17 protein-coding genes are annotated in these 23,847 nt (G+C 34.7%); 8 read left to right on the top strand and 9 right to left on the bottom strand.

Annotated elements, in window-relative coordinates; translation table 11 throughout:
• Positions 1-238: 238 nt before the first annotated feature.
• The gene (locus tag FF52_RS04460; protein WP_008463339.1) at positions 239-1,762 is read right to left on the bottom strand and encodes a RagB/SusD family nutrient uptake outer membrane protein; all 1,524 of its coding nucleotides are present in this window, start codon (positions 1,760-1,762) and stop codon (positions 239-241) included.
• A 16-nt stretch (positions 1,763-1,778) separates the two neighbouring features.
• Positions 1,779-4,793, bottom strand: coding sequence for a SusC/RagA family TonB-linked outer membrane protein (locus tag FF52_RS04455; RefSeq protein WP_035690802.1), 3,015 nt, complete (start codon positions 4,791-4,793; stop codon positions 1,779-1,781).
• A gap of 395 nt (positions 4,794-5,188) precedes the next feature.
• Between FF52_RS04455 and FF52_RS04450 the strand changes: the two genes are divergently transcribed.
• Positions 5,189-9,118, top strand: coding sequence for a hybrid sensor histidine kinase/response regulator transcription factor (locus tag FF52_RS04450; RefSeq protein WP_008463337.1), 3,930 nt, complete (start codon positions 5,189-5,191; stop codon positions 9,116-9,118).
• Positions 9,119-9,302: 184 nt separating this feature from the next.
• On the opposite strand, the gene FF52_RS04445 is transcribed toward FF52_RS04450, so the two are convergent.
• From FF52_RS04445 to FF52_RS04415, 7 genes are all read right to left on the bottom strand, one after another.
• A complete protein-coding gene (locus FF52_RS04445; RefSeq protein ID WP_008463336.1) occupies positions 9,303-10,010 on the bottom strand; it encodes a LytR/AlgR family response regulator transcription factor in 708 nt (235 codons plus the stop codon).
• Positions 10,010-11,170: a sensor histidine kinase gene (locus FF52_RS04440; protein WP_008463335.1), complete on the bottom strand. Its 1,161-nt coding sequence runs from the start codon at positions 11,168-11,170 to the stop codon at positions 10,010-10,012. Before FF52_RS04440 ends, FF52_RS04445 begins: the two co-directional genes overlap by 1 nt.
• Positions 11,171-11,431: 261 nt before the next feature.
• Positions 11,432-12,160 carry a CPBP family intramembrane glutamic endopeptidase gene (locus FF52_RS04435; RefSeq protein WP_008463334.1) on the bottom strand — a complete coding sequence of 243 codons (729 nt, stop codon included), beginning with the start codon at positions 12,158-12,160 and terminating at the stop codon, positions 11,432-11,434.
• Between the two features lie 397 nt (positions 12,161-12,557).
• The gene (locus FF52_RS04430) at positions 12,558-14,762 is read right to left on the bottom strand and encodes a TonB-dependent receptor (protein ID WP_008463332.1); all 2,205 of its coding nucleotides are present in this window, start codon (positions 14,760-14,762) and stop codon (positions 12,558-12,560) included.
• 66 nt (positions 14,763-14,828) lie between these two features.
• Positions 14,829-15,452, bottom strand: a complete 624-nt coding sequence (locus FF52_RS04425) for a GNAT family N-acetyltransferase (protein ID WP_008463330.1) — start codon at positions 15,450-15,452, stop codon at positions 14,829-14,831.
• 403 nt (positions 15,453-15,855) lie between these two features.
• Positions 15,856-16,242 (bottom strand): DoxX family protein, encoded by a 387-nt coding sequence (locus tag FF52_RS04420; protein WP_008463328.1) that lies wholly within the window; start codon positions 16,240-16,242, stop codon positions 15,856-15,858.
• A gap of 145 nt (positions 16,243-16,387) precedes the next feature.
• Positions 16,388-17,401 (bottom strand): zinc-binding alcohol dehydrogenase family protein, encoded by a 1,014-nt coding sequence (locus FF52_RS04415; RefSeq protein WP_008463327.1) that lies wholly within the window; start codon positions 17,399-17,401, stop codon positions 16,388-16,390.
• Positions 17,402-17,631: 230 nt separating this feature from the next.
• Here FF52_RS04415 and FF52_RS04410 point away from each other — a divergent pair, with 230 nt between their 5' ends.
• The 7 genes from FF52_RS04410 (at position 17,632) to FF52_RS04380 (ending at position 23,626) form a co-directional block, all read left to right on the top strand.
• On the top strand, positions 17,632-18,192 hold the full coding sequence (locus tag FF52_RS04410; RefSeq protein WP_008463326.1) for a GNAT family N-acetyltransferase: 561 nt from the start codon (positions 17,632-17,634) through the stop codon (positions 18,190-18,192).
• A 51-nt stretch (positions 18,193-18,243) separates the two neighbouring features.
• Positions 18,244-19,116, top strand: coding sequence for a helix-turn-helix domain-containing protein (locus tag FF52_RS04405; RefSeq protein ID WP_008463325.1), 873 nt, complete (start codon positions 18,244-18,246; stop codon positions 19,114-19,116).
• Positions 19,117-19,194: 78 nt separating this feature from the next.
• Positions 19,195-20,244 carry an alpha/beta hydrolase gene (locus FF52_RS04400; RefSeq protein ID WP_008463324.1) on the top strand — a complete coding sequence of 350 codons (1,050 nt, stop codon included), beginning with the start codon at positions 19,195-19,197 and terminating at the stop codon, positions 20,242-20,244.
• A gap of 404 nt (positions 20,245-20,648) precedes the next feature.
• Entirely contained in the window at positions 20,649-21,083 is a 435-nt protein-coding gene (locus tag FF52_RS04395; RefSeq protein WP_008463323.1) for a DoxX family membrane protein, read from the top strand.
• A 198-nt stretch (positions 21,084-21,281) separates the two neighbouring features.
• A complete protein-coding gene (locus tag FF52_RS04390) occupies positions 21,282-22,118 on the top strand; it encodes a sulfite exporter TauE/SafE family protein (protein WP_008463321.1) in 837 nt (278 codons plus the stop codon).
• Positions 22,105-22,512, top strand: a complete 408-nt coding sequence (locus tag FF52_RS04385; RefSeq protein WP_008463319.1) for a DUF1634 domain-containing protein — start codon at positions 22,105-22,107, stop codon at positions 22,510-22,512. Before FF52_RS04390 ends, FF52_RS04385 begins: the two co-directional genes overlap by 14 nt.
• Positions 22,513-22,603: 91 nt before the next feature.
• Positions 22,604-23,626, top strand: coding sequence for an LLM class flavin-dependent oxidoreductase (locus FF52_RS04380; RefSeq protein ID WP_008463317.1), 1,023 nt, complete (start codon positions 22,604-22,606; stop codon positions 23,624-23,626).
• Positions 23,627-23,847 lie beyond the last annotated feature (221 nt).

Raw genomic sequence — 23,847 nt, 5'->3', positions numbered from 1 at the left:
ATCAGCTTAATTCTGCTGATTCCCTCAAAAAAATCAGTTTTTAACACATTGGGTGAAATTATTTTTAACACATAGAAGCATAGATTTTTATTGTTCTGCTTACGGCTATAGAAAAAGCAAGCTTTCACACATAGAACTATGTGTATTATTCTAAGTGAAACGTCTTTAATAGATTCCTAAGGACTATGTTTCTATGTGTTAAGATTAAATTCTGTTCAATTTCACCCAATGCATATCGTTAATATCCAGAGTTCTGCTCTAGATTTGGATTATTGTCTACATCGCTTTGCGGAATTGGCATTCTGTGATTTTTACCAACCGTGAAGTTTTTAAAATCTGGATCATGAAGCGCAATTTTATCAACAGAAGCTTGAGTATTTAAGTCTCCCCAACGTTTTAAATCTTCCCAACGAACACTTTCGCCACATAATTCTAAAACTCTTTCCATTTTCAAACGCTCTAGGAATTTGTCATGATCGTTTCCAATTTCAGGATGTGCTGTTGCCAATGCATTCATGTTGGCACGAGTTCTTACCAAATCAACATATTGGTACGCTTGAGCAGTGTTTCCCAATTCGTTTAGAACTTCCGCGTAGCGTAATAAAATATCCGCATAACGAACCAATCTGTAGTTTACTTGGTTGTAATAATCCTCATTATTTCTATAATAATCACGGCTTCCTTTTCTAAACCAAGCTTCATTATTGTTCCACTCCCAGTTTCTGCCGTATGTTTTGTCTCCGAAATCAGCTAATAATTGAGGATAAAATAAACTCCATCTTAATCTTTCATCCAATTTTCCGTCTTTATTGTTTTCTTGTTTAAAAGCATCCACTAACCAGATACGCGCTTGTCCGTCAGACCATCCAATTCCTCTTGGTGCGAAGAACTGAGAACGATTACTAGAAACTGCTGCATTTTGATCTTCACCAGTTCCACCTTTTCTTTGATCTCCAAATTGGATTTCAAAAACAGATTCACTGTTGTTTTCATTTGTATCTGTAAAATTATCTCGGTAGTTAGACACCAAACTGTACTTCGCTCCTGCTCCAGAAATTAAAAATTCTAAAGCCGTTTTTGCTTCTGGCCATTTGTGCTGTTGCATATAAACTTTTGCTAGAAAAGCTTTAGCAGCACCTTTGTCTGGTCTTCCTAACTGGTCTGCTGACCAATCTCTTGGCAAATCCTCAAAGGCTTCATTCAAGTCTTTTTCTACTTGAGCCCAGATTTCAGCTACTTTTACTTGCTTTGGCAAATCTGCTGGCGTAGATGGCTCTAAAACCAACGGAATATCTTCCCAAATTACAGCTGCATAGTAGTAATGCAAGGCTCTAAAGAATTTTGCCTGAGCTATAATTTTCTTTTTATCATCTTCATTTTGAAAAGTAATATTCGGAACATTCGCCAAAACCTGATTACATCTAAAGATAGCTTTGTAAGTATCTCTCCACGTTACGGCATTTCCTTCCCAAAAATTGTAATTGATATAATTGAATCTCGTCCAATCTGCTAATTCCGTCCACGGACTCACGCTATACCCTTCATCAGAAGTTAAATCCAGACGGAAATAAATCCATCTTGCCCACAATCCGTCTTTATAAAACATGGCATAAATAGAGTTTACACCGGCTTGTGCATCACTTTCAGTTTTCCAATATTGGTCAACTGTAATATCATTCGGGCTGTTTAGATCCAATTCGTTTTCACAAGCGGTAAAAACAAGACCTAGAAAAGCTGCTGTCAGTATGATTATTTTTTTCATTACGCTATTTTTTAAATTAAAAGCTAAATTCAACACCAAAAGAATACGTCTTCAGATTCGGGAAAGAACCATTATCTACACCTCTTTCGAAAATTCTGTTATCGCCCGTATTGCTAAACTCAGGATCTAAACCTTTGTATTTCGTGATAGTCAAAATATTTTGTGCAGATAAAGTCAATCGTGCTCTTGTAATTCCTGATTTTTCTAAAACACTGCTTGGCAAATTATATCCAAATCCAATATATTTTAGTCTGATGAAATTGCCGCTTTCTAAGAAACGGTCACTGTCTCCTCTTGAGTTCAAAGTCGAACCTTTTGTAACTCTAGGAAAATCGGTATTTGGATTTTCTGGCGTCCAAGGCTGAATGCCTTTTCTGTAGTTACTATTATCATCAAAACGATCTACAACACTTCTAAATCCGTTGTAAACAGTAGCTCCGTTTGAAGCAATCCAGTTCATAGAAAAATCAAAGTTTTTATATTCAGCTCCAGCGTTTAAACCCATTTCAAATTCTGGCCACGGACTTCCCACGATCGCTTTATCTTCGTTTGTAATTTGTCCGTCTCCATTATTGTCTTTAAAACGGATATCTCCAGGAACCGCGTTTGGCATAATTACTTTTCCGTCAGCATTTTTGTAATTGTCAATTTCCTGCTGATTTTGGAATAATCCGTCTGTTTGTAAAACATACCACATTCCTACCGGGTTTCCACTTCGGGTCATGGTGTTTCCAATAATGTTTTCGTTTTGTCCGTTACCTAAAGAAACCAACTTGTTATTCACTTTTGTGAAGTTTACAGAAGCATTAAAAGAGAAATCATTGATTTTTTTGCTGTACGCCAATTCCAACTCAAAACCTTTGTTTTCTACAGTTGCAGCATTAGAAATCGGATTTCCACCGTCGTTTCCTGTAGTTAATAAGATTGGGAAACCAAATAACACGTCTTCTGTACGAGCAATGAAATAATCTGCTGTTAAGCGCAAATCGTTATTTAAAACTCCCAAATCTAATCCGATGTTGGTTTGTTTTAGTTTTTCCCAACGTAGTTGAGAGTTTGATAGTTTTACTTGAGTTGCAGAAGGATACAAAGTTTGGTCTTTGCCTAATACGACTTGTCCGAAATTATTAACGAAGCTTTTAGATTCATATTCTCTGATATTTCCAGAACCTAATTCACCATAACTTGCTCTTACTTTTAAATCTTTAATGAATTCTGATTTAAAGAAAGATTCGTTGCTAATTCTCCATCCCGCAGAAAGAGAAGGGAAATTGCCCCATTTATTGCCATCGCTAAATCTAGAAGAACCATCGCGTCTGATTACCGCATTAAATAAATAACGATTATCATAGTTGTATTCTAACCTTCCTAAATACGATGTTAAAGCCGCTTCGTTAATGAAACCTCCCACAACTGGCGAATCTCCTTGATTTAATACCTCATAATATTGACCAGTTCCAGAATTCATCGGAAGATTTCTTTTTGTTCCGTAAATCTGATCGTAGTTGTCTTTTTGATACGTCTGACCTACTAAAAGCGTAATGTCATGTTTTCCAAATTCTTTTTTGAAAGTCAGTGTATTTTCAAACAACAAGGTTTCTGATCTTCCTTTGTTTTGATCTGTTTGAGAAGGATCTTGTGGCTGGTTTAATGTCCAGCTTCCTTTTTTTCGCATGTATTTATAAGAATCAAAACTCGTTTCATAACCAAAATTGAAACGGTATTTCAGCCAAGGCACAAATTTTAATTCTGACCAGATGTTTCCTCTAATTCTAAAATTTTGATTCGTCACATTAGAAAAATCAGCCAATGCCAAAGGGTTTGTACCAAAAGTGTCCGCAACTCCTTGTTTTCCGTAACCATATCCACCTGGATTAGACGGATCGTAAAGCGGAATAGTTGGCGTCATTCTGTACACATCAATAATTGGATTTCCAGACATTTCATCTGTTTTAGCATTACTGATTGCTAAGTTTTCTCCAATGCTAAAAATTCCTTTTGTACCGCTTGAATTGACACGAAATGAAATTCTGTCAAAATCGGTTCCGATTACTGTTCCTTCATTTCCAAAGTAATTTCCAGACATAAAGAAACTCGAATTCTCATTTCCTCCAGAAAAACTAGCGTTATAATCCTGAATCATCCCTGTTTGAAAAGTTGCATCTTGCCAATCTGTATTTACAGCCATATTCAGGTTTTGTCTCGGAAGTCCAGCATTGTCATACGCCATATTGTTGTATTTGGCAAATTCCTCAGTACCCATTAAATCATAGCGAGGCATAATTTGAAAACTGCTTTTTGCAGAAACTTCAACCTGTAATGGTCCTTTTTTTCCTTTTTTAGTGGTAATAATAATGACACCATTTGCAGCTCTAGAACCATAAATTGCTGCTGCAGAAGCATCTTTTAAAACCTGAATCGATTCAATATCATTTGGATTAAAGTCTCTGTTTGCAGAAGTTACTAAACCGTCAATTACGTATAATGGATTGGTGTTTTGAAGATTTTTAAGACCTCGAATTTCCACATTGGCTTCTTGTCCTGGGCGTCCGCCTCCGCGAACTTTAACTCCGGTAACCAAGCCTTGCAGTCCGTCTGCAACTGTAGTTACCTGTCTTTTCTGAATTTCGTCTGGTTTCACTAATGCGACAGCTCCCGTAAGGTCTTTTTTCTGTTGCGATCCGTAACCTACAACCACTATCTCATCGAGTTTCATGGCATCTTCTGCCATTGTAACGTTTATAGAAGTTTTGTTGTTGATGGCAATTTCTATTGTCTTATAGCCTTGCGAACTAAAAACTAGAGTCTGATTTCCGCTAGCCGAAATTTTAAAGCTTCCGTCAAAATCGGTAACAGCGCCATTCTGTGTTCCTTTTATCAAAACATTCGCAAAAGGAACCGCTTGTCCGTCTGCGGTAGTCACTTTTCCCGTAACATTTATTTGCTGGGCAAAAGCGGACTGCAGTAATAAACTAAAGAAAACTAAGAGGTAATATCTCTTCGTTAAAAAGTGAGTGAACTTTGTTTTCATTGATTTTTGCATTTTAGATAGTTTTATTTCTTTTTGTGGTTTGGTTGAATGAATATGGCGCTTTTTTTAGCCGTCTGGTATACGGGCAAAAAAATAACTAATATTCTTTAGTTGTAATAAATTGTTCATTTTGTTTCAAAATTATTAATGGTTGGATTTTTCAAACTTTATTTTATTGATAGTGTATTTTTAAGCTTAAAATTTTATCAATATCATTTATTTGAAAATTCAAAGTAGGCGCTTTTTATTCAAAATAAAATGCTTCATTTGTGTCAATATCTCTCTCAAATGATTCAAATTGTATTAAAGACAGCCCATTTTCATTCAGCTGCAACATTTTGTAGAATATTGAGACGATTTGCAGAAATCTAGATTTTAGCCTAAAAAATACAACTATGCGTAAATTCTTTCTTTTTTTATATTTCAGCTTTTTTTCGATAAATTTTTCGAATGCGCAAGACTATTATTTTAAACATTATCAAGTAGAAGAAGGACTTTCAAACAACACGGTTTTGACCTCAATACAAGATAATGACGGTTTTATGTGGTTTGGAACTAAAGATGGTTTGAATCGTTTTGATGGTTATCGCTTTAAAACCTATAGAAGCAGCGGAGATCCTGTTCATAGTTTAGGAAGCAATTATATTCAATCTTTACACGAACATAATGGCACAATTTGGGTGGGTACTGATAAAGGTTTGTACCATTATGATAAAAAACTAGATCGCTTTACGATTTTGAACGAAGCCATAAATGATCGCATCAACGACATCAATCACGATCAAAAAGACAACATTTGGTTTGTTTCGGGCAACATTTTGTATAAATATGCATCAAAAAAGCAGCAAACAACCACTTTCAATCCAAACAAATACTTCATTACCACTTCGATTACGAAAGATTATAAGGGTGAAATCTGGGCTTCTTCTCTCAATAAAATCTATCATTACTCAGAAGAGAATCTTTCTTTTGAAAATATTCCATTAAATCCGCCCGCGAATAAAGCTAATTTCAGAATTACCGTGATTTATGCGGTCGATTCAGAAAGTATTGTAATTGGAACACAAGATCACGGCGTACTCCTATATAATAGAAAAAACAAAAGCACAACTGAATTACAATTCGCAATAAAAGAACCGGTTTTCGTTCGTCAATTCAGGAAAAAAGGAAATGACGAACTTTGGATTGCAAGCGAATCGGGCGTTTATGTTTATAATCTAAAAACTAAAACGGCTGTAAATCTTAAGAAAAACTACAACGATCCGTATGCGATTTCAGACAATGCGGCTTATTCAATCACGATTGACAAAGAAAACGGAATCTGGATTGGAACGTATTTTGGCGGTGTCAATTACCACCAGAAACAATATACGCAGTTTAAAAAGTATTTTCCTCAGAACAATCAGAATTCCATTAGCGGAAGCGCCGTAAGAGAAATTCATAAAGACGATCACGGCGATTTATGGATCGGAACAGAAGATGCAGGCGTAAATCGTTTTAATCCGAAAACGCAGAAGTTTACTTCTTATAACGTTTCGTATTATAATATTCATGCTTTAATGCCAAGAAAAGACAAAATCTGGGTCGGAACTTTCGAGCATGGTTTAGATGTTTTAGACCGAAATTCGGGCGCAATTCTCAAGCATTACAGCGCCAATGATGGCCGAAGCGGACTGCACAGCAATTTTATTATTTCTTTTTATGAAATGAAAAACGGAGATCTGATTGTGGTAACAACATCAGGACTTTATCGCTATAATGAACAGGCGGATAATTTTGAAATTCTGAAATTCTTTCCAGAAACGTATCATTACACGAATATGAAAGAAGACAGCGACGGCAATCTTTGGGCGGGAAGTTATCGCGATGGGTTGTTGTTTTACAATCCGAAAACGAAGAAAAAAGAGGTATTTACGTATGATTATAAAAATCCGAAAGGAATTAGCAATAATACGATAAATGCCATTTTTGAAGATTCATCAAAAAACTTATGGATTGCAACCGAAAACGGACTGAATCTCGTAAACAGACAAAACCACACTTTTACCAAATTCACAACCAAAAACGGAATGCCAAGCAATGTTTTCTATTCTATTTTGGAAGATGATTCTAGAAATCTCTGGCTGACCACTTCTAAAGGTTTGGTAAAATTTGGTCCAGATCATAAAACCATCAAGATTTTCACCACCGCAAACGGATTATTGAGCGATCAGTTCAATTACAATTCGGCTTTTAAAGATACGAACGGCGATATGTATTTTGGAAACCTCAACGGAATGATCAGCTTTAATCCGAAGCATTTCAGCAAAAACAAATACACGCCTTTTATTTATATTACCAATCTTCAGATTAATAATAAAGATATTGAGGTAAACAGTCCTGACTCACCCATTGAACAGTCTATTTCTTTTCTCGACGAATTGGAATTAAACAACAGCCAGTCTTCTTTTAATCTTGAATTTGCATCTTTAAATTATACCGCGCCAGAATTGACCGAATATTGGTTTCAGCTCGAAAACGTAAACAATGACTGGGTTTATTTAGGAAGAAACAACAAAGTCTTCTTTACCGAACTCTCGCCTGGCGATTATGTTTTTAAAGTAAAATCACTGAACAGTTTTGGCGTTTGGAGCAAAGAAGTAAAACTGAAAATCCGAATTCTTCCGCCGTGGTACGCCAGCATCTATGCTTATTTGCTGTATTTCGCATTGATTTGCGCTGGTTTTTATTACATTATTCGTTATTCTCAAAATCTGACTCAGATTAAGAATAACCGCAAAATCAAGCATCTAAATGACGAAAAAGAAAAAGAAATCTATCAGGCTAAAATTGACTTTTTTACAAACGTAGCGCACGAAATCAGAACGCCTTTGACTTTGATTAAAGGCCCTTTAGAAAAGCTTTTGGGAATGAAATACGAATCGGAAGAAGTGCCTCAGCATCTTTCGATTATGAAGAAAAACACATCGCGTTTACTGAAACTGGTAAATGAATTACTTGATTTTAGAAAATCTGAAATTGGCGGTTTGAAATTGACTTTCGTCGAAGCGAATATTTCTTCGATGGTTCGAAATTTCCATTTGAGATTCAGCCAATTAATTGAAGAGCGTGAATTGGAATTTGACTTGGAATTGGGAGAAAAAGACATTCATGCTTTTGTCGATAAAGAAGCATTCAAAAAAATTCTAAGCAATTTGATCAACAATGCAATTAAATATTCGAATAAAAAAGTCTCTATTTCATTGTTCAGAGATGAAAAGAAACTACATTTGATTGTAAAAAATGACGGAAATGTGATTCCAATTCATTTAAAAAATAAAATTTTCGAACCATTTTTCAGGGTTGATGACAGCAGTACAGCTTCAGGAACAGGCATCGGACTTTCATTAGCACATTCTCTTGCGCAATTGCATAACGGAAGTTTGGAATTGATTGAAGATTCTCAATTCAATATTTTCGAATTGACCGTTCCGCTACATCAAGAAGAAGAATTTATGCTTTATGCCGATTCTGAAAAAGAACAAACGGAAAATGAAACGCCAAAAGAACCAATTGAAATCAAAAACGAAAAAGCACAAGTTTTGGTTGTTGAAGATAATGAAGATCTCTTGAATTTTATCACTACCGAATTGGCGGGGACTTACACTGTTTTAAAAGCCCAAAATGGCGAAGAAGGCATCAAAATCATTCATAATGAAAACATTCAGCTTGTAATTTCAGACGTAACCATGCCAATTATGGACGGATTTACAATGTGTAAAAAAATCAAAACCAATCTTGAAACGAGTCATATTCCCGTTATTTTATTGACGGCGAAAAACTCATTAAAATCACAAATCGACGGACTTGAAGTTGGTGCAGATGCTTATGTCGCAAAACCTTTTTCTATGGATTATCTGAAAGTGCAGGCCAATAATTTGATTGAAAACCGAAGACAGATCATGAATTATTATGCCAGTTCACCGCTTTCGCATATTAAAAGCATTGCGCATAACAAAACAGACGAAAAGTTCTTGAAAAAACTGGATGACGAAATCCTTAAAAACATTACCGATCAGGATTTAAGCGTAGAATCGCTTGCTGAAATTATGAATATGAGCCGGTCGACTTTATACCGAAAAATTAAAGATATTACCAATCTGAGTCCGAACGAATTAATCAATATTGTACGTCTCAAAAGAGCTGCAGAATTGTTACTAAATGAAAACTATAAAATGTATGAAATCGCAGAAATGGTAGGTTATAAATCACAAACGAGCTTTGGTCGAAATTTCCAGAAGCATTTTAATATGTCTCCAACGGATTATATCCAGAAAAATCGTTGATTATTTAACCGCAAAGTTCGCAAAGGATTTTCGCAAAGAAACGCAAAGTTTAGTTATTGCATTTTATTTTAAGTTCACAAAGTTTTTCAAGTTCAGCCTTTGTGAACTTAAAATAAAATGTATTGGCTTAGAAATACTTCGCGAGCTTTGCGAAAATCCTTTGCGAACTTTGCGGTTAAAAAACTTATCTAATTCCTAAAAGTGAATACAATTCCTCCTTTTTATTCAAAGCAACAGAAATATTTTTCCCATCAATCAATTCTACAACATTTCCGTTAAGACTTCTCACCGCTTCGAGATTTAGAATAAAAGAACGCTGCACGCGAAAGAAAATGGGTAATTTCAGCACTTCTTCCATTGACTTTAAAGTTCCTAAAGTGGTATAAGAAGCGCCATCAATTACAAATTTCAAATAATCTCCTTGTGCTTCCACATATAAAATTTCACTCAAAAGAATCTTAATCAGTTTTCCTTCCGATTTGATAAAAATACGATCAGAATTGATCTGATGAACCGAAGCTGTTTTCTTTAGCGAAAGATATTCTTTGGCACGATTTACCGCCTTCAAGAAACGATCAAAACGAACGGGTTTCAAGAGATAATCGGCTGCTCCGGTTTCAAAACCTTCTAGCGCAAAATTGCGGTGTGCTGTGATAAAAATGATGACTGGAGCGTTGGTAAGCGATTGCGCCAATTCTAAACCATTAAACTTAGGCATTTCGATGTCGCTGAAAACAATATCTATTTCATTTTCCTGCAGAAACAATAGTGCTTTTGAAGCTTCTGCAAACGAACCTTTAAGTTCCAGAAACGGAATTTCGGCAATAAAAGATTCGATAATATCTCTTGCAATTGGTTCGTCGTCAACAACAATGCATTTCAACTTTTCCATTATTTTCTTAAAACTATTTTTAAATCGACTCTAAACGAGTTTTCAAGTCTTTTAATTTCTAATTCGTATTGGTCTGGATATAGCAATTCTAAGCGTTTACGGGCATTCTCCACTCCTATTCCGCCAAAGTCAGAATCTTTTGCCGTTTCTTCCAAATCGTTCTCTAAACTAAACCAAAAAGTATTGTTTTCAATCTTTATATTTAGTTTTATAAAGGCATTTTGGCCTTTTAAACCATATTTAAAAGCATTTTCTATAAAAGTAAATGTCAGAAGCGGCGCAACAAAAAGTCCAGCGGCTTGTCCTTCAATAACAACTTGAATATCCGTTTCATCAGCATATCGCATTTTCTCTAAAGCGATATAGTTTTTAATGAAATCCAATTCTTTTTCCAAACGGACAATTTCAGTGTTCGATTCGTAGAGCGTGTAACTCATAATATCTGAAAGGTTCAAGATGACTTCTGGAGCCAGATTGTCTTTTCTAACCGTTAATCCGTACAGATTATTTAAGGTATTGAATAAAAAATGCGGATTCAGCTGTGCTTTCAGAAAGTCTTTCTCAATTTGAATATTCTGAATTTCCAAAGCCGTTTTCTCTCTTTCTATTTGAAATTTCTTGTTGTATAATTTCGTGATTTCGACCAATATTTTAGCAAAGCAAAAAGGCGAAAGCAATGAGATAATAATTATGGTTTGAGAAAGCATTCTTTTTGGAGAAACTGCTTCCAGAAAAGTTTGGTTTGCACTCATTTTAATGACGCCTTTCAGTTCTCCAAAAGTAACTTCAATACCTAAAGCATAATAAAAAAGTGAAATAAAATACGTTGCCGCCATCCAAACAAATATTGAAATTGGAAAAACCAATATTATCAGTATTACAATTCTGGTTTTGCTTCCTGAAAATATCTTTGGCAACAAAAGGTAAAACAGCATATAAAACACAATCATATTGACCAATGCCATTCTTATTGTTAGTAAAACAGCATCAAAATAGACTAATTTATAGCCAATTACATAACTCAAAAAAAGCAAAATAGAAAAACCTAACCACATGAAAACGTGCAGTAAAACTCGATTTCCTTTGGTGAAAAAGTGATCAAAATTCAGCGAAGCGATTCTATCTAAAAAATATCCCGAAGTCGATGTGGTATTTGGCATGTAATTCAGTTGTAAAGCAGTTTCAAATATAATTTATTTTTTTTCCATTGAGTGCGAAAATATATTTAACACATAGAAGCATAGATTTTCTTTGCGCTTAAAGACGTTTCACTTTGTTATAATACACATAGTCGTTTTGAAGATATTTACAAAGGTTTACATCTATGTGTGAGAAACTAGTTTCTTTCTCTCTTCTTTTTCGAAATAAAAAAATCTATGTTTCTATGTGTTTTAAAATTAATTAGATATTGAATTCCTTTTTTATAAAATTCTAATCACCGCATTGATCAAATTAATCGTATTATGCCCTAGAATAGAATAAATAAGATTTCCCGAAAACTGTCTTAAAATTCCAACGCTTAGAGAAGAAATCAAGGTTAAGTACAGCATGGTAATAATATCAAACTTCAAATGGAAATCCTGATCCAAAACTGCTCCGTGAGAAACTCCAAACAAAACCGTTACAATAACAAACGCCCAGCCAAATTTAATTCCGCGATAATTCCATGTTGGCGCAAAAGCTTTGTCTAAAAGCCATAAAGAGATCCCTCTAAAAAGTATTTCTTCTGTTAATCCTGGCATTGTAGCTTGAAAAAGAAAAGTTTCTAAATAGAAAGGATTGCCTTTTGGAAATAAAATCAGTTTGAAAATAATATCAAATACCGTAAACCCGAAGAAAACCAATAATCCGAATTTCAAGCTTGCTAGCGAATTGGTTTTAGAAGTAAATCCGATTTTGATTCTTTCTTCTTTTGAAACTGAAAAGATAATAATCAATCCTAAAACTAGACTCAAGATTTTCCCAGTCCAATTAAATTTTAAATCAAGATCAATCAATTGTTTTCCTGAAGCCTGCAAAAACACATCGGCTAGAAAATATAAAATAAAAAATGCTAAATATTTTAAGTTTGGTTTTTCCGATTTAAAGCATGCAATAACAATAATCGGAGCGATTAACAAAATCCAAAGAAGAGGCGTAAATAATGACATAATTTTGATTTTTAAGGTTTTAATTTAAGCCAAAAGTATATCGAGAGTATATCAATTAAAATTATGATCGGTAGAACACAGCATCCGCTCGGTGAAAATGTAATTTTAAACGATAAGAGATAAATGTTCCTACGGAACATCTCATCGGTAGAAAAAAATATGTTTTTAAATTGTTTTTACGGAACGTAAATTGGGCTGGATACCATTTTTTTCTACCGACGAAACATTCCTACGGAATGATAGCACCTGTTAAATATGGAGAGTTCGATTCAATTCAATTCAATTCAATTCGATTCAATTCAATTTAAAACAAACCACTAATTAGAAAATGTGCCAATTAGATAATTTCTCGCATTATCTAATTGGCACATTTTCTAATTGCCACATTAATCAATTTCTACCACATATATTTCAAAATCAAACGCGCATTAAACGGTGTTCCTGCCGTAAAATGAATTTCTTCTACAGGATCTGTTTCATTTGCCAATCTTGATTCGGTTAAGAATTGTGTTTCTTTCCATTTGGTATTGAAAATATTATCGATGTTTACACCAATTGACACTTTCTTAATCTGATAATTCACAGAAAAATCGGTAATGCAATACCCTTTTGCTACAACCGAATTGTCTTCGTTTGCTGGTCTGTCGCCTAAGAAACGAGTTCTTATACTTCCTGAGAAACATTTTAAATCTTTTACCGAAAGTCCGCTCATCAAAGTGTTTTTTGGAGCAAGCGGCAAATAATCATTACCTTTTGTTTCGTCAATTGCTCTTGCGTGTGTATAGGTATAATCCGCATTCCAGAACAACCAATTGGTCAATTGATATCTAATTCCAAAATCGAAACCTTTTCGTTCTGTTTTTCCGCTTGGTTCAACAACAGCTTCGTCTCCTACGTACACAAATTCCTGAGCTAGATATAAATACCAAAGAGCCGAATTGACAATCATTCTTGGAAATGGTTTCCAGTTTAAACCTAAATCTGCTCCGTACGTTTCTGGAAGAATTTTTTCTCCTTTTTGCGCCACAACTACACGGGTATCATTACTGTGAAATCCTTTTCCTAACTTCAAGAAATAGTTTAATTTGTCATTTTGAGTATACAAAAAGTTTAGTTTCGGGCTTACAATTGCTTTGGTCTGCGTCTGATTACTATAAGTTGCAGCCAATTGATCTTCATATCCAAATTTGAAATAATCTAAACGCAATCCTCCGTTTACTAACCATTTTCCAGCTGTAAAATCAAGACTTGAATAGGCAAAAAGATTGGTTTGGTTGACATTTCCTAAACTCAAATAATCTAAAACTGTTTTTCTGTTTAACGTATGAGACAATTCTACATCTTTATTATTGTCATTTCGAAGTCCAGCGCCTAGTTTAAAACGCCATTTTTCATTTAGTTTCTGATCGTATTCAGATTGAAAGCCTACAATAGTTCTGTTTTCTTTCTGCTTAATCTGATCTCCATTTACAGGATCGTTTAAGAAAAAAGTAAAATTAGAATACAATTCAAAATCATATTTGCTTAAATAAGCACTGCTTTTAATATGAGTATTTTCATCCATTTTGGCATCGTACTGCAGATTGAAGTTCGTTCTATCTGTATTTCCTCCTTCATTCGGATCGATTGCTCCGAAATGCGAAATTGTTCCGTCATTTACTGCACGGTCAGGAATCTGTCCGCTCGCATCCCACTGGCTTTTAAAATGTGAAACCGAAATAGCTAAACGATCTCCATTTTCCATTTTAGCATTGTATTTTCCAAACAAATTAATTCGGTTAAAATTCTGAGGAGCATCAAAATAACCGTCGGTCATCATGTATTCTCCTGCAAAATAAGCCGATTGGTTTTCTTTATTCAATAAATTAAACATCGCAACCGTACGAAAGGTATCAAATTGCCCGCCTTCAAAAGAGATAGAACTATTTTGCAAAGCGTTTTTGGTATTAAAACCAACATATCCTGCAGTTGTAAAATCGCCTTTATCTACAAAATAAGCTCCTTTATCAAAATCAATATTATCTACTGTTTCTGGAATTACAAAGTGCAGATCAGAATAACCTTGTCCATGCGCGTGTGAAACCATATTTACTGGCATTCCATCAACGGTGATATTAATATCGGTTCCGTGATCGCAATCAAAACCTCTTAAGAAGATTTGCTCTGCTTTTCCTCCACCCGCATGCTGACCAATGAAAAGCCCTGGAACTTTACGCAGTAAATCCTGAGAATTTGAAATAGGCTGAATTTCAAAATCGATTTTAGAAATGGTATTTAGGTATTTTAGATTATTGTCAATCTTAACCTCTTCCAACAAAAATGGTTTTTCTTCTAATTGAATGGAAAGAAAATCTAAAGAGGCTAATTTTATTTTTTGAGTTGAAAATCCTTTTTTGGTAATAATCAGACTATCATTTATCTGTGTTCCTTCTAAGGTAAATTTTCCATTTGCATCGGTATGTGCATGTGTTTTTGAATTTAGATTTCGAATTAAAACTTCTGCTGATGCTTTTCCATCAGAATCCTTTACGATACCATTTACTGATTGTGCATTAATAGAAAAAGAGAGAATAAAAAAGATAAGTGCTGATAAAGATTTCATTGCTATTTTGGTAACTTATTGGAATAATTTGAGCGCAAAAATAGCATAAAAAAGCATTTTTCAGGTTTATTCCAGAGAATCTGAGATATTGTTGCTCTTAGGATCGTAGAGCATGGCAGTACACAAACAATTCTTTCTTTCTTTGCTCAATAATATTGGACAATTGATACAGCTTTTGCAGTTTTCCCAAAAAAGTTCATCATTTGGTAATTCAGAATAAGTTACGGGTTCAAAACCGAGTTCGTGATTCATTTTCATAACGGCAAGACCTGTCGTCAAGCTAAATATTTGTGCTTTTGGATATTTTTTACGGCTAAGTTCAAAGATTTTTCTTTTGATTTTTTTGGCTAAACCTGTATGTCTAAACTCAGGTGCGACAATTAATCCAGAATTAGAAACATATTTACCGTTTTCCCATAAAGATATAAAAGCAAAACCTGCCCATTTTCCGTCTGGTGCAAATGCGATAATGGCTTCACCTTCTTTCATCTTTTTCTCAAGCAGTTCTGGCGGTCGGCCTGAAATGCCTGTTCCTCGAGCTTTCGCAGATGATAATGTCTCTTCACAGATCTCATTTATATAGAAAATATGTTTAGCCGTTGCTTCTTCAATAACGAAATCATAAGATTCGCAAACTTTTTCATTTAAAGAAAAAACAGCCGTATCTGTTCTGTCCTGAATGGTTTTCATACTATAGCACTAAACTATTTTAGCGATTAGCATAACCGTAATAAAAAGAACAACTGTAAATACCATTAAGTTGACGAATCGATCTTTGTTTCGTCTAGATTTATTTGAAAAATACGTTTTTGTGATTTCTTTATTTCTTTTGTTACTTGTTTTCATATTCTTTACATGTTTTACAATTAAGGGCTTGTTTAATAATCCTCAACATAAAAACAAAAGGCGTGCCACAGCAACTCATTATATAATAAACCATTCATTATAAAACAAATAATAAAAAATCAGTTTGAGTTAATTTAGAAATGGCTATCAAAATGATACGATGATTTTCAAAATGAAAGGGATTTAAATAAAAAAGCCCTAAATCGAAATTTAGAGCTTCTTTAATTTATTATAATTGATTTGCAAATTAATCCCACTGATTGTTTTTGGAAACGGCAAATTTACCTGCTCCAGTAAAAAACAATGCAAGAGCGCCTAAAAAATACAGCATTAATAATTCTAAAGCATATCCTCCATGCTCACTAATTGAGAAAATTTCCTGACTGTGCATTGTTGCAACTGCCACCACACAAGTTATTGCCAAAAGAACTGCTGCAATTCTAGTTCTGAATCCTAATAAAATGGCAATTGGCGCCAAAACTTCTCCGATGTAAACCGCATATCCAAATGCACCCAAGTTTTCTACAAGGAACGAAACTCCATGAATCACTTTAGAAACACCGTGAAAAAGCATTAACCCGCCAGTGCTGATGCGCAACAGTAATAATCCAAGGTCTGTGTTTTTTGAAATCATAAATAATTTTGTTTTAGGTTAAAAAATTTATACTCAATTTGGTTTGTAAGCCGACTAAAATACAAAAATTTCTTATTTAAAAACAATATTATTTAAAACTGTTCCAAATAACTATTCTAAGCTATCAGAATGCCGATTTTATGTTTTAGAACTTAATCGCAATTTTTCCAATTGTCTTTCCGGATTCTAAAAGTTCATGTGCTTTTTTAAGATTTTCGGCTGTAAGTCCGTTTAAAGTTGTGTTCAATGTAGTTTTCAGAATGCCGTCGTCTAACAAGTCTGCTACAATATTTAAGATATTATGCTGTTCAATCATATCTTCTGTCTGATACATTGATCGAGTGTACATTAATTCCCAAGAAAAAGAAACACTTTTGCTTTTCAGTTTGTTCAAAACTACAGGCTCAGCGCTTCCGGTGATCGAAGCGATATGTCCCTGCGGTTTAATCAATTCAACCATCGTGTCCCAATAAGCATTGGTGTCTACGAAATCTAGAATAAAATCAACATGTTCAAAGCCTGCTTCACGAACAGAAGAAATCAGATTTTTATGATCTACCACAAAATCAGCTCCTTGCTGTTTGCACCATTCAATTGTTTCAGGACGAGAAGCTGTTGCAATAACAGTTAAACCTGCAATTTTCTTGGCCAATTGAATGGCAATCGAACCTACTCCGCCAGCACCGCCAATAATTAGAATCGATTTCCCTTTGTCTTTGTCAGCATTAATTCTGATTCTGTCAAATAAAATTTCCCAAGCCGTTAAAGCAGTCAACGGAATCACGGCCGATTCTTCAATGCTTAATGATTTTGGCTTTCTGCCTACAATTCGCTCGTCAATAATCTGATATTCGGCATTGCTTCCTTGTTTGGTAATATCTCCAGCGTAATAGACAGGATCGCCTACTTCAAATAAAGTAACGTCTTGTCCAACAGCCTGCACAATTCCTACAGCATCCCAGCCAATGATTTTTGGGGTATCTAAAACGGTTTCTTTTGCCGAACTCTGACGAATTTTAAAATCGACGGGGTTGACTGAAATCGCGTCAATTTTAACTAATAAATCGTGTGGTCCAGGGACTGGTTTTACGGTTTCAAATTCGATAAAACTTTCTGGGTTTTCTATGGGTAATGATGTTTTAAATCCTATTGCTTTCATTGTTTTAATGTTTAAATTAAAATTGTTATACAAATATAAGGCGAGTTAAAATCTCCTGATTGGTATATATTGAGCGTATATTTGTACATTTTTTTCAAAGATTCTAAGTTTCTTTCTCCCGCAGATTTAGCGATTATGCAGATATTTCAAATATTAATCTGCTAAATCTGCAGAATCTGCGAGAGAAAATATTTAAATGAAGTAAATTTGTTTGCACTAAAATCTTCCACATGAATATCAGAAAAGCCGAAAAATCAGACTCAAAATATATTGCACCTATATTATTATTAGCAATGGAAGATATTATCTACAAGTTTATTGCTAAGAAAGATTACGCTTCCGCGAAAGACTTTCTGGAATATTTCGTTGAAAGAGAAAACAACCAATATTCGTATCAAAATTGTTTTGTGGCTGAGGAAAATGGAGAAATCATAGGCGCAGTTAATATTTACAATGGTTCTGATATAGAAGCTTTACGAAATCCGATTGTGGAATATGTTAGAGCACATTATAATCCAGAATTTGATCCCGAGTTTGAAACACGTGCTGGAGAATTTTACATTGATTCATTAGGCGTAAATCCAAATCATCAAGGAAAAGGAATTGGTTCTAAACTGTTGGTTTTTCTAATTAACGAATATGTTCATCAAAACAAACAGACATTAGGTTTATTGGTGGAAGAAGAAAATCCGTTGGCGAAAAATCTTTATTTAAAACTCGGATTTAAAATTGTGGGCGAAAAAACTTTGGTTGGCAAAAAACTGGAACATCTTCAAATTGGCAATAAATAGTACTGCTTTCGCTAAAGAAAATCATTAATTTTAAATCCAAAACAAACCGCAATGAACCTTAATAATGTATTTGAATCAAATTATAAAAAACTGGGATTTCTGGTTCTGAATCAGGAAACTGTAGAAGCAATAAACAGCGACGAATACAAAGCGTATATTAAGGTCTTATATCTTCCGGAAGATTATCAGGTTACTATTGATTTTAAACAATATCAAACCAAAAGTCCTTCTCTGTTTTTTATCAACAGCAATCAATATCTACAGATTAATAAGGAAGGGAAAAAGCAGGGGTATTTTATGTATTACAATCGTGATTTTTACTGTGTGCAGATTCACGATGCCGAAGTAGCCTGCGACGGATTGCTATTCAACAATATATTCGAAATGCCGATGACCACTTTGCCCGATAAAGAGGTTTTGTTTATTGAAGACATTTTCAATCAGATTCAGGAAGAGTTTGTTTCGCCCGATTCGTCTCAGGAAGAAATGATTCGAACGTATTTGAAACAGCTTATCATTAAAGCGACGCGAATCTGGAAAATTCAGCAATTAGGTGTTTTAAACGAAGAACCTTCTAAAGAAATGGATTTCTTTAGAGATTTCAGCCGATTGGTCGAAATTCATTTCAGAACCAAACATACCGTTGCCGATTATGCCGATATTTTAGGCGTTGCTCCTAAAACCCTTTCTAATAAATTCAATCGTCTGGAACTAACACAGCCAAACGATATTATAAAAGACCGCATTATTCTGGAAGCTAAAAGGCTTTTGGGTTATTCATCATTAAGCGTAAAAGAGATTGCATACCAGCTCGGCTATGAAGATCCAGCTTATTTTAACCGACTTTTTACCAATAAAGTTGGCGACACTCCGTCTAATTTCAAGAAAAAATACCTTCAAGGGAAAAATGTACAATTAGAATAGACTTTTATCCATTTTCAGAGCTTTACTAGCGCCATATCTTTGTCCTATCAAATTATAAATGATTAAAACATAAAGGATATGAAAACTATTAAAGTATTACAACAGAGTTTATTTATTGCAACATTATTAATCGTAAATACAGTTGCTTCAGCACAAGAAAGACCTTATAAAGGGCAAAATGACCCAGAAATCTTTACAGAGGTTCGCAGTTTTTTAAATGCATTAAATTCAGGTGACGGAAAACCATTAGAACAATTATCTGTTACAGATGCAAGAAACGTTTTAGTAGGTGCTCAAAAATCGGTCCAAGTAGATTATTCTGGTATCGAAGAAACTGAAAAAGTAATTTCACAAAACGGCTTAAAAGTAAAAATTCATATTACTAAACCTAAAGGAGCAAAAGCAAATGCGCCGGTATTTATCTTTATTCACGGTGGCGGATGGGTTTTAGGAGATTATCCTACTCATAGAAGATTAGTGAGAGATCTGGCTGTAGAAAGTGGTGCCGTTGCGGTTTTCCCAGATTATACGCCATCTCCTGAAGCCAAATATCCAGTAGCGATTAACGAAATTTACGCTGCAACACAATGGGTTTCTGAAAACGGAAAAGAAATTGGCGTAGATGGTAAAAACCTTGCTGTTGTTGGAAACAGTGTAGGCGGAAATATGACTGCTGCGATTACTTTAATGGCTAAAGATAAAAAAGGGCCACATATTAAATTACAAGTTTTATTATGGCCTGTAACCGATGCTAATTTTGAAACTGAATCTTATAATTTATATGCTAACGGACGTTTCTTAACTAAAAACATGATGAAATGGTTCTGGGATAATTACTTGCCTGATACTGCAAAAAGAACTGAAAAATATGCTTCTCCATTGCAAGCTAGTTTGGCTGAATTAAAAGGCTTACCTCCTGCTCTAGTGCAAACTGCTGAAAATGACGTTTTAAGAGACGAAGGTGAGGCTTATGCCAGAAAACTTAATGAAGCTGGAGTTCCTGTAACCTTAACAAGATACAACGGTTTGATTCACGATTACGGACTTTTAAATCCGATTGCTAATGTGCCAGCTATTCAGACTGCGATACAACAAGCAGCAATTGTGATCAAAACGACATTGAAATAAGAATTTCAAAACAAAAAAAGCTTTCCATTTTGGAAAGCTTTTTTTTTAAGCTTCAGAGAAGCGGCATATTTATAGAAAAGAATAAACGGTTACAATATAAAGCTCCGGAGGAGCTACATATATTATAGAAATATATTGCTCCTCCAGAGCTTTTACCATATATTACATTGAAATTCTATAAATATTGTGCCCCGCTGAGGCTTTACCAATAAAATAATTTTCGTTCCCAACATCCATTCAAAAAAGCTATTCTTTTGAAACAACCCCTTTTTTATGCATTTTGTCGTTTATTTTAAACAATTTGCCGATGATTCTGTCGTTATTAAAAAAAACAGTTCGACAATTTTTGTCTTTTTTGAGATAAAATTTGCAGAATGAAATTGCAATAAAAATTAATAATCAGAATGAAAAACATAACCATATTAGAAGCAGGTTTAATTTTAAGAATAGTTTTAGCCATCACGATGCTTTCGGCCGTAGCAGATCGATTTGGAATCTGGGGAGCTCCAGGCTCAAACGGAGTCGCATGGGGAAATTGGGAGAACTTTGTAGTTTACACTAACACTTTAAATCCTTACGCAAATAAAGCAACAGCAGAAATTTTAGGCGCGATTGCCACTTTCTTTGAAGTTGTGTTGAGTCTGCTATTATTGTTTGGCTTTAAAACCAGACTTGCCGCTTTAGGAACTGTTTTTTTATTGTTCTTTTTTGGATTTGCAATGGCCGTTTCGGTTTCAGTAAAAGCGCCTTTCGATTATTCGGTTTGGACAAGTGCGGCGGCGGCTTTATTATTGGCCAATATCGGGAAAACAGCTTTTGCTGTTGACAATAGGATATAGTTTTTGGTTGATGGTTGATAGTTACGGCTCTCTATAGCTTTGACAAAGCTATAAACTTCAAAAAGTCAAAACAAAAAACACTAAAACAAACAACCAACCAAAAACTACAAACCATCAACTATAAACATTTTTAAGGTATATTTAAGTTCGTGAACAAATTTGTATTCGTAAATTAGCAGATACAAAAACATATCTTAAATGACAATACTTACCTTTACGCTTATAATGATTCTCGGAGCCTTTTTGGCTGGATTTATCGGTTCATTATCAGGCTTAGGAGGCGGTATCATTATTATTCCGCTTCTTACGATTATTCTCGGTGTCGATATTCATTATGCCATTGGAGCTGCTTTAGTCTCTGTTATCGCCACTTCTTCAGGCTCAGCCGCAGCTTATGTAAAAGAGGGAATTACCAACATGCGAATGGGAATTTTTCTCGAAATCGCCACTACAATCGGAGCAGTTTGCGGAGCATTGCTTTCTACCATTGCGCCGACTTCTTTTATAGCCGTACTATTCGGTTTAACGCTGATTTTCTCTGCTATTAATTCGCTTCGAAAAAAAGAAGAACATATTGTTTTAGAATCTAGTCCTTTGGCTAAAAAACTAAAATTGGACGGAACTTATCCTTCTCACGACGGTGAAGTCATAAAATACGGAACTAAAAACGTGCTTGGCGGTTTCAGTATGATGGGCGTTGCTGGAATGATGTCTGGTCTTCTCGGAATTGGTTCTGGCGCTTTTAAAGTGATTGCAATGGACAATATTATGTGTGTTCCCTTTAAAGTTTCCACTACAACCAGTAATTTTATGATGGGAGTTACAGCAATGGCGAGTTCTGTAATTTATATTCAAAAAGGATATATCGAACCTGGAATCTGTATGCCGGTTGTAATTGGAGTTTTGTTTGGTGCCATGGCTGGAGCCAAGATCTTAGTACGAACAAATCCGAAGAAATTGAGAATATTTTTTGCCTGCCTGATTTTTGTTTTGGCAATAAACATGATTTATAACGGACTAAATGGAAAAATCTAATATGGTACAGGAAGAAAAATTTGGAGAAAAAGATTTTCAAACTATTATAGGAAACTTACTTCGCTACGGAGTTTGGATTTCGCTATCAGTAGCTTTTATTGGCGGAATTGTTTATTTGATTCACAATGGAAGCCAGATTGAAGATTATTCTGTTTTTAAAGAAAATAATAGAAATATATTTGAAGTAATTGCGGCTGTTTATAATGGTGCAATTCAAGGAAATGGTGAATCCTTAATATTTACTGGTATTATTTTGCTTTTCCTTACGCCAGTTTTACGTGTTTTGCTTTCGCTATTTTCGTTTTTATTAGAAAAAGATTATTTATATGTCGGCATTACATTAATTGTTATTGCGATTATTATTATCAGTATTTCATTTGGATTCTCACACTAGATAATTGTAGATTTTAGATTTCGGATTTTAGATTTTAGATTTTGAAATTTGGAATTTGGAATTTCCCAATATTGGAATTTAAATTAAGCTTATGGAAATAGGAATAGACAGTTTTGCTTCGGCAATGTATGGCGACAACAACACTCTGAGCAGTGTTGATGCCATGGAACAGCTATTGCAGAGAATTGAATTTGCAGATCAGGCTGGTCTAGATGTTTTCGGAATTGGTGAACATCACAAAAAAGAATTTTTAGATTCTGCTACAGCTGTTATTTTGAGTGCAGCGGCGGCAAGGACAAAAAATATTCGACTCTCAAGTGCTGTAACCGTTTTAAGTGCAGCAGATCCTGTTAGAGTTTATCAGAGTTTTGCGACTTTAGATTTAATTTCAAAAGGAAGAACTGAAATTGTTGTGGGAAGAGGATCTGCCATTGAAGCTTATCCCCTTTTTGGATATGATTTGAGAGATTATGATGCTCTTTTTAAAGAAAAACTCGAGCTATTGCTTCAAATCAGAGACAATGAATTTGTTACTTGGGAAGGAAAATTTCGTCCTGCGCTAAATAATTTACCGGTTTACCCAAGAGCTTTACAGGAAAAATTGCCTATTTGGCTTGGCGTTGGAGGAACACCCGAATCTTTTATTAGAGCAGGTTCGTTGGGACTTCCCTTAATGGTTGCCATAATTGGCGGGCAAACACATCGTTTCAGACCTTTAATCGATTTATATCGCGAAGCTGGAAAAGCAGCTGGCTATAAACCTGAAGAGTTGAAAGTGGGCTTGCATTCACCAGGTTATGTTGGCACTACCACAGAAAAAGCAATTGAAGAATACTATCCTGGATATGCTGAATTATGGACCAAATTAGGCTATGAAAGAGGTTGGCCTCCTGTAACAAGAGGAAAATTTGACGGGTTAATTGATGATTTAGGCGTTTTAATCGTTGGAGGTCCAGAAAGAACTGCAGAGAAAATCCTTCGTCACAGCGAAGCACTGGGCGGTGTTGACCGATTTACTTTTCAGATGGATAATGCTGGATTGACACACAAACAATTAATGAATGCCATTGAATTGATTGGTACAAAATTGATTCCGTTGATTAAGGAGGCATAATTATATTCTTGCAATCCCGATAATATCGGGAGCAAAGACGCAAAGATTTTTTTTAAAGCCACTCCCAATAGCTATCGGGATACACAGATTAAAAAGGATTTTTTAGAAATTAAATAGCGTCCAGCTTTAACTGGATGAAATTATAAAATAAAATTAAAGGCTTTAGACAAACATCTCTAGTTTGGCTAAAACCTTTATTCCTTTGTTACTTTGTTACTTTG

Source organism: Flavobacterium sp. F52 (assembly GCF_000278705.1).
GTDB lineage: Bacteria > Bacteroidota > Bacteroidia > Flavobacteriales > Flavobacteriaceae > Flavobacterium > Flavobacterium anhuiense.
The sequence above is the reverse complement of the archived record's forward strand: the minus strand, read 5'-3'. Positions and strand labels throughout refer to the sequence as shown.

Coding starts and splice junctions, on each gene's coding strand:
- FF52_RS04410 (WP_008463326.1), top strand. CDS start 17,632: ATGAATATCAGAAAAGCCGAAAAATCAGACTCAAAATATATTGCACCT.
- FF52_RS04420 (WP_008463328.1), bottom strand. CDS start 16,242: ATGATTTCAAAAAACACAGACCTTGGATTATTACTGTTGCGCATCAGC.
- FF52_RS04440 (WP_008463335.1), bottom strand. CDS start 11,170: ATGCCAAATACCACATCGACTTCGGGATATTTTTTAGATAGAATCGCT.
- FF52_RS04445 (WP_008463336.1), bottom strand. CDS start 10,010: ATGGAAAAGTTGAAATGCATTGTTGTTGACGACGAACCAATTGCAAGA.
- FF52_RS04460 (WP_008463339.1), bottom strand. CDS start 1,762: ATGAAAAAAATAATCATACTGACAGCAGCTTTTCTAGGTCTTGTTTTT.
- FF52_RS04415 (WP_008463327.1), bottom strand. CDS start 17,401: ATGAAAGCAATAGGATTTAAAACATCATTACCCATAGAAAACCCAGAA.
- FF52_RS04395 (WP_008463323.1), top strand. CDS start 20,649: ATGAAAAACATAACCATATTAGAAGCAGGTTTAATTTTAAGAATAGTT.
- FF52_RS04430 (WP_008463332.1), bottom strand. CDS start 14,762: ATGAAATCTTTATCAGCACTTATCTTTTTTATTCTCTCTTTTTCTATT.
- FF52_RS04390 (WP_008463321.1), top strand. CDS start 21,282: ATGACAATACTTACCTTTACGCTTATAATGATTCTCGGAGCCTTTTTG.
- FF52_RS04380 (WP_008463317.1), top strand. CDS start 22,604: ATGGAAATAGGAATAGACAGTTTTGCTTCGGCAATGTATGGCGACAAC.
- FF52_RS04385 (WP_008463319.1), top strand. CDS start 22,105: ATGGAAAAATCTAATATGGTACAGGAAGAAAAATTTGGAGAAAAAGAT.
- FF52_RS04405 (WP_008463325.1), top strand. CDS start 18,244: ATGAACCTTAATAATGTATTTGAATCAAATTATAAAAAACTGGGATTT.
- FF52_RS04435 (WP_008463334.1), bottom strand. CDS start 12,160: ATGTCATTATTTACGCCTCTTCTTTGGATTTTGTTAATCGCTCCGATT.
- FF52_RS04455 (WP_035690802.1), bottom strand. CDS start 4,793: ATGAAAACAAAGTTCACTCACTTTTTAACGAAGAGATATTACCTCTTA.
- FF52_RS04425 (WP_008463330.1), bottom strand. CDS start 15,452: ATGAAAACCATTCAGGACAGAACAGATACGGCTGTTTTTTCTTTAAAT.
- FF52_RS04450 (WP_008463337.1), top strand. CDS start 5,189: ATGCGTAAATTCTTTCTTTTTTTATATTTCAGCTTTTTTTCGATAAAT.
- FF52_RS04400 (WP_008463324.1), top strand. CDS start 19,195: ATGAAAACTATTAAAGTATTACAACAGAGTTTATTTATTGCAACATTA.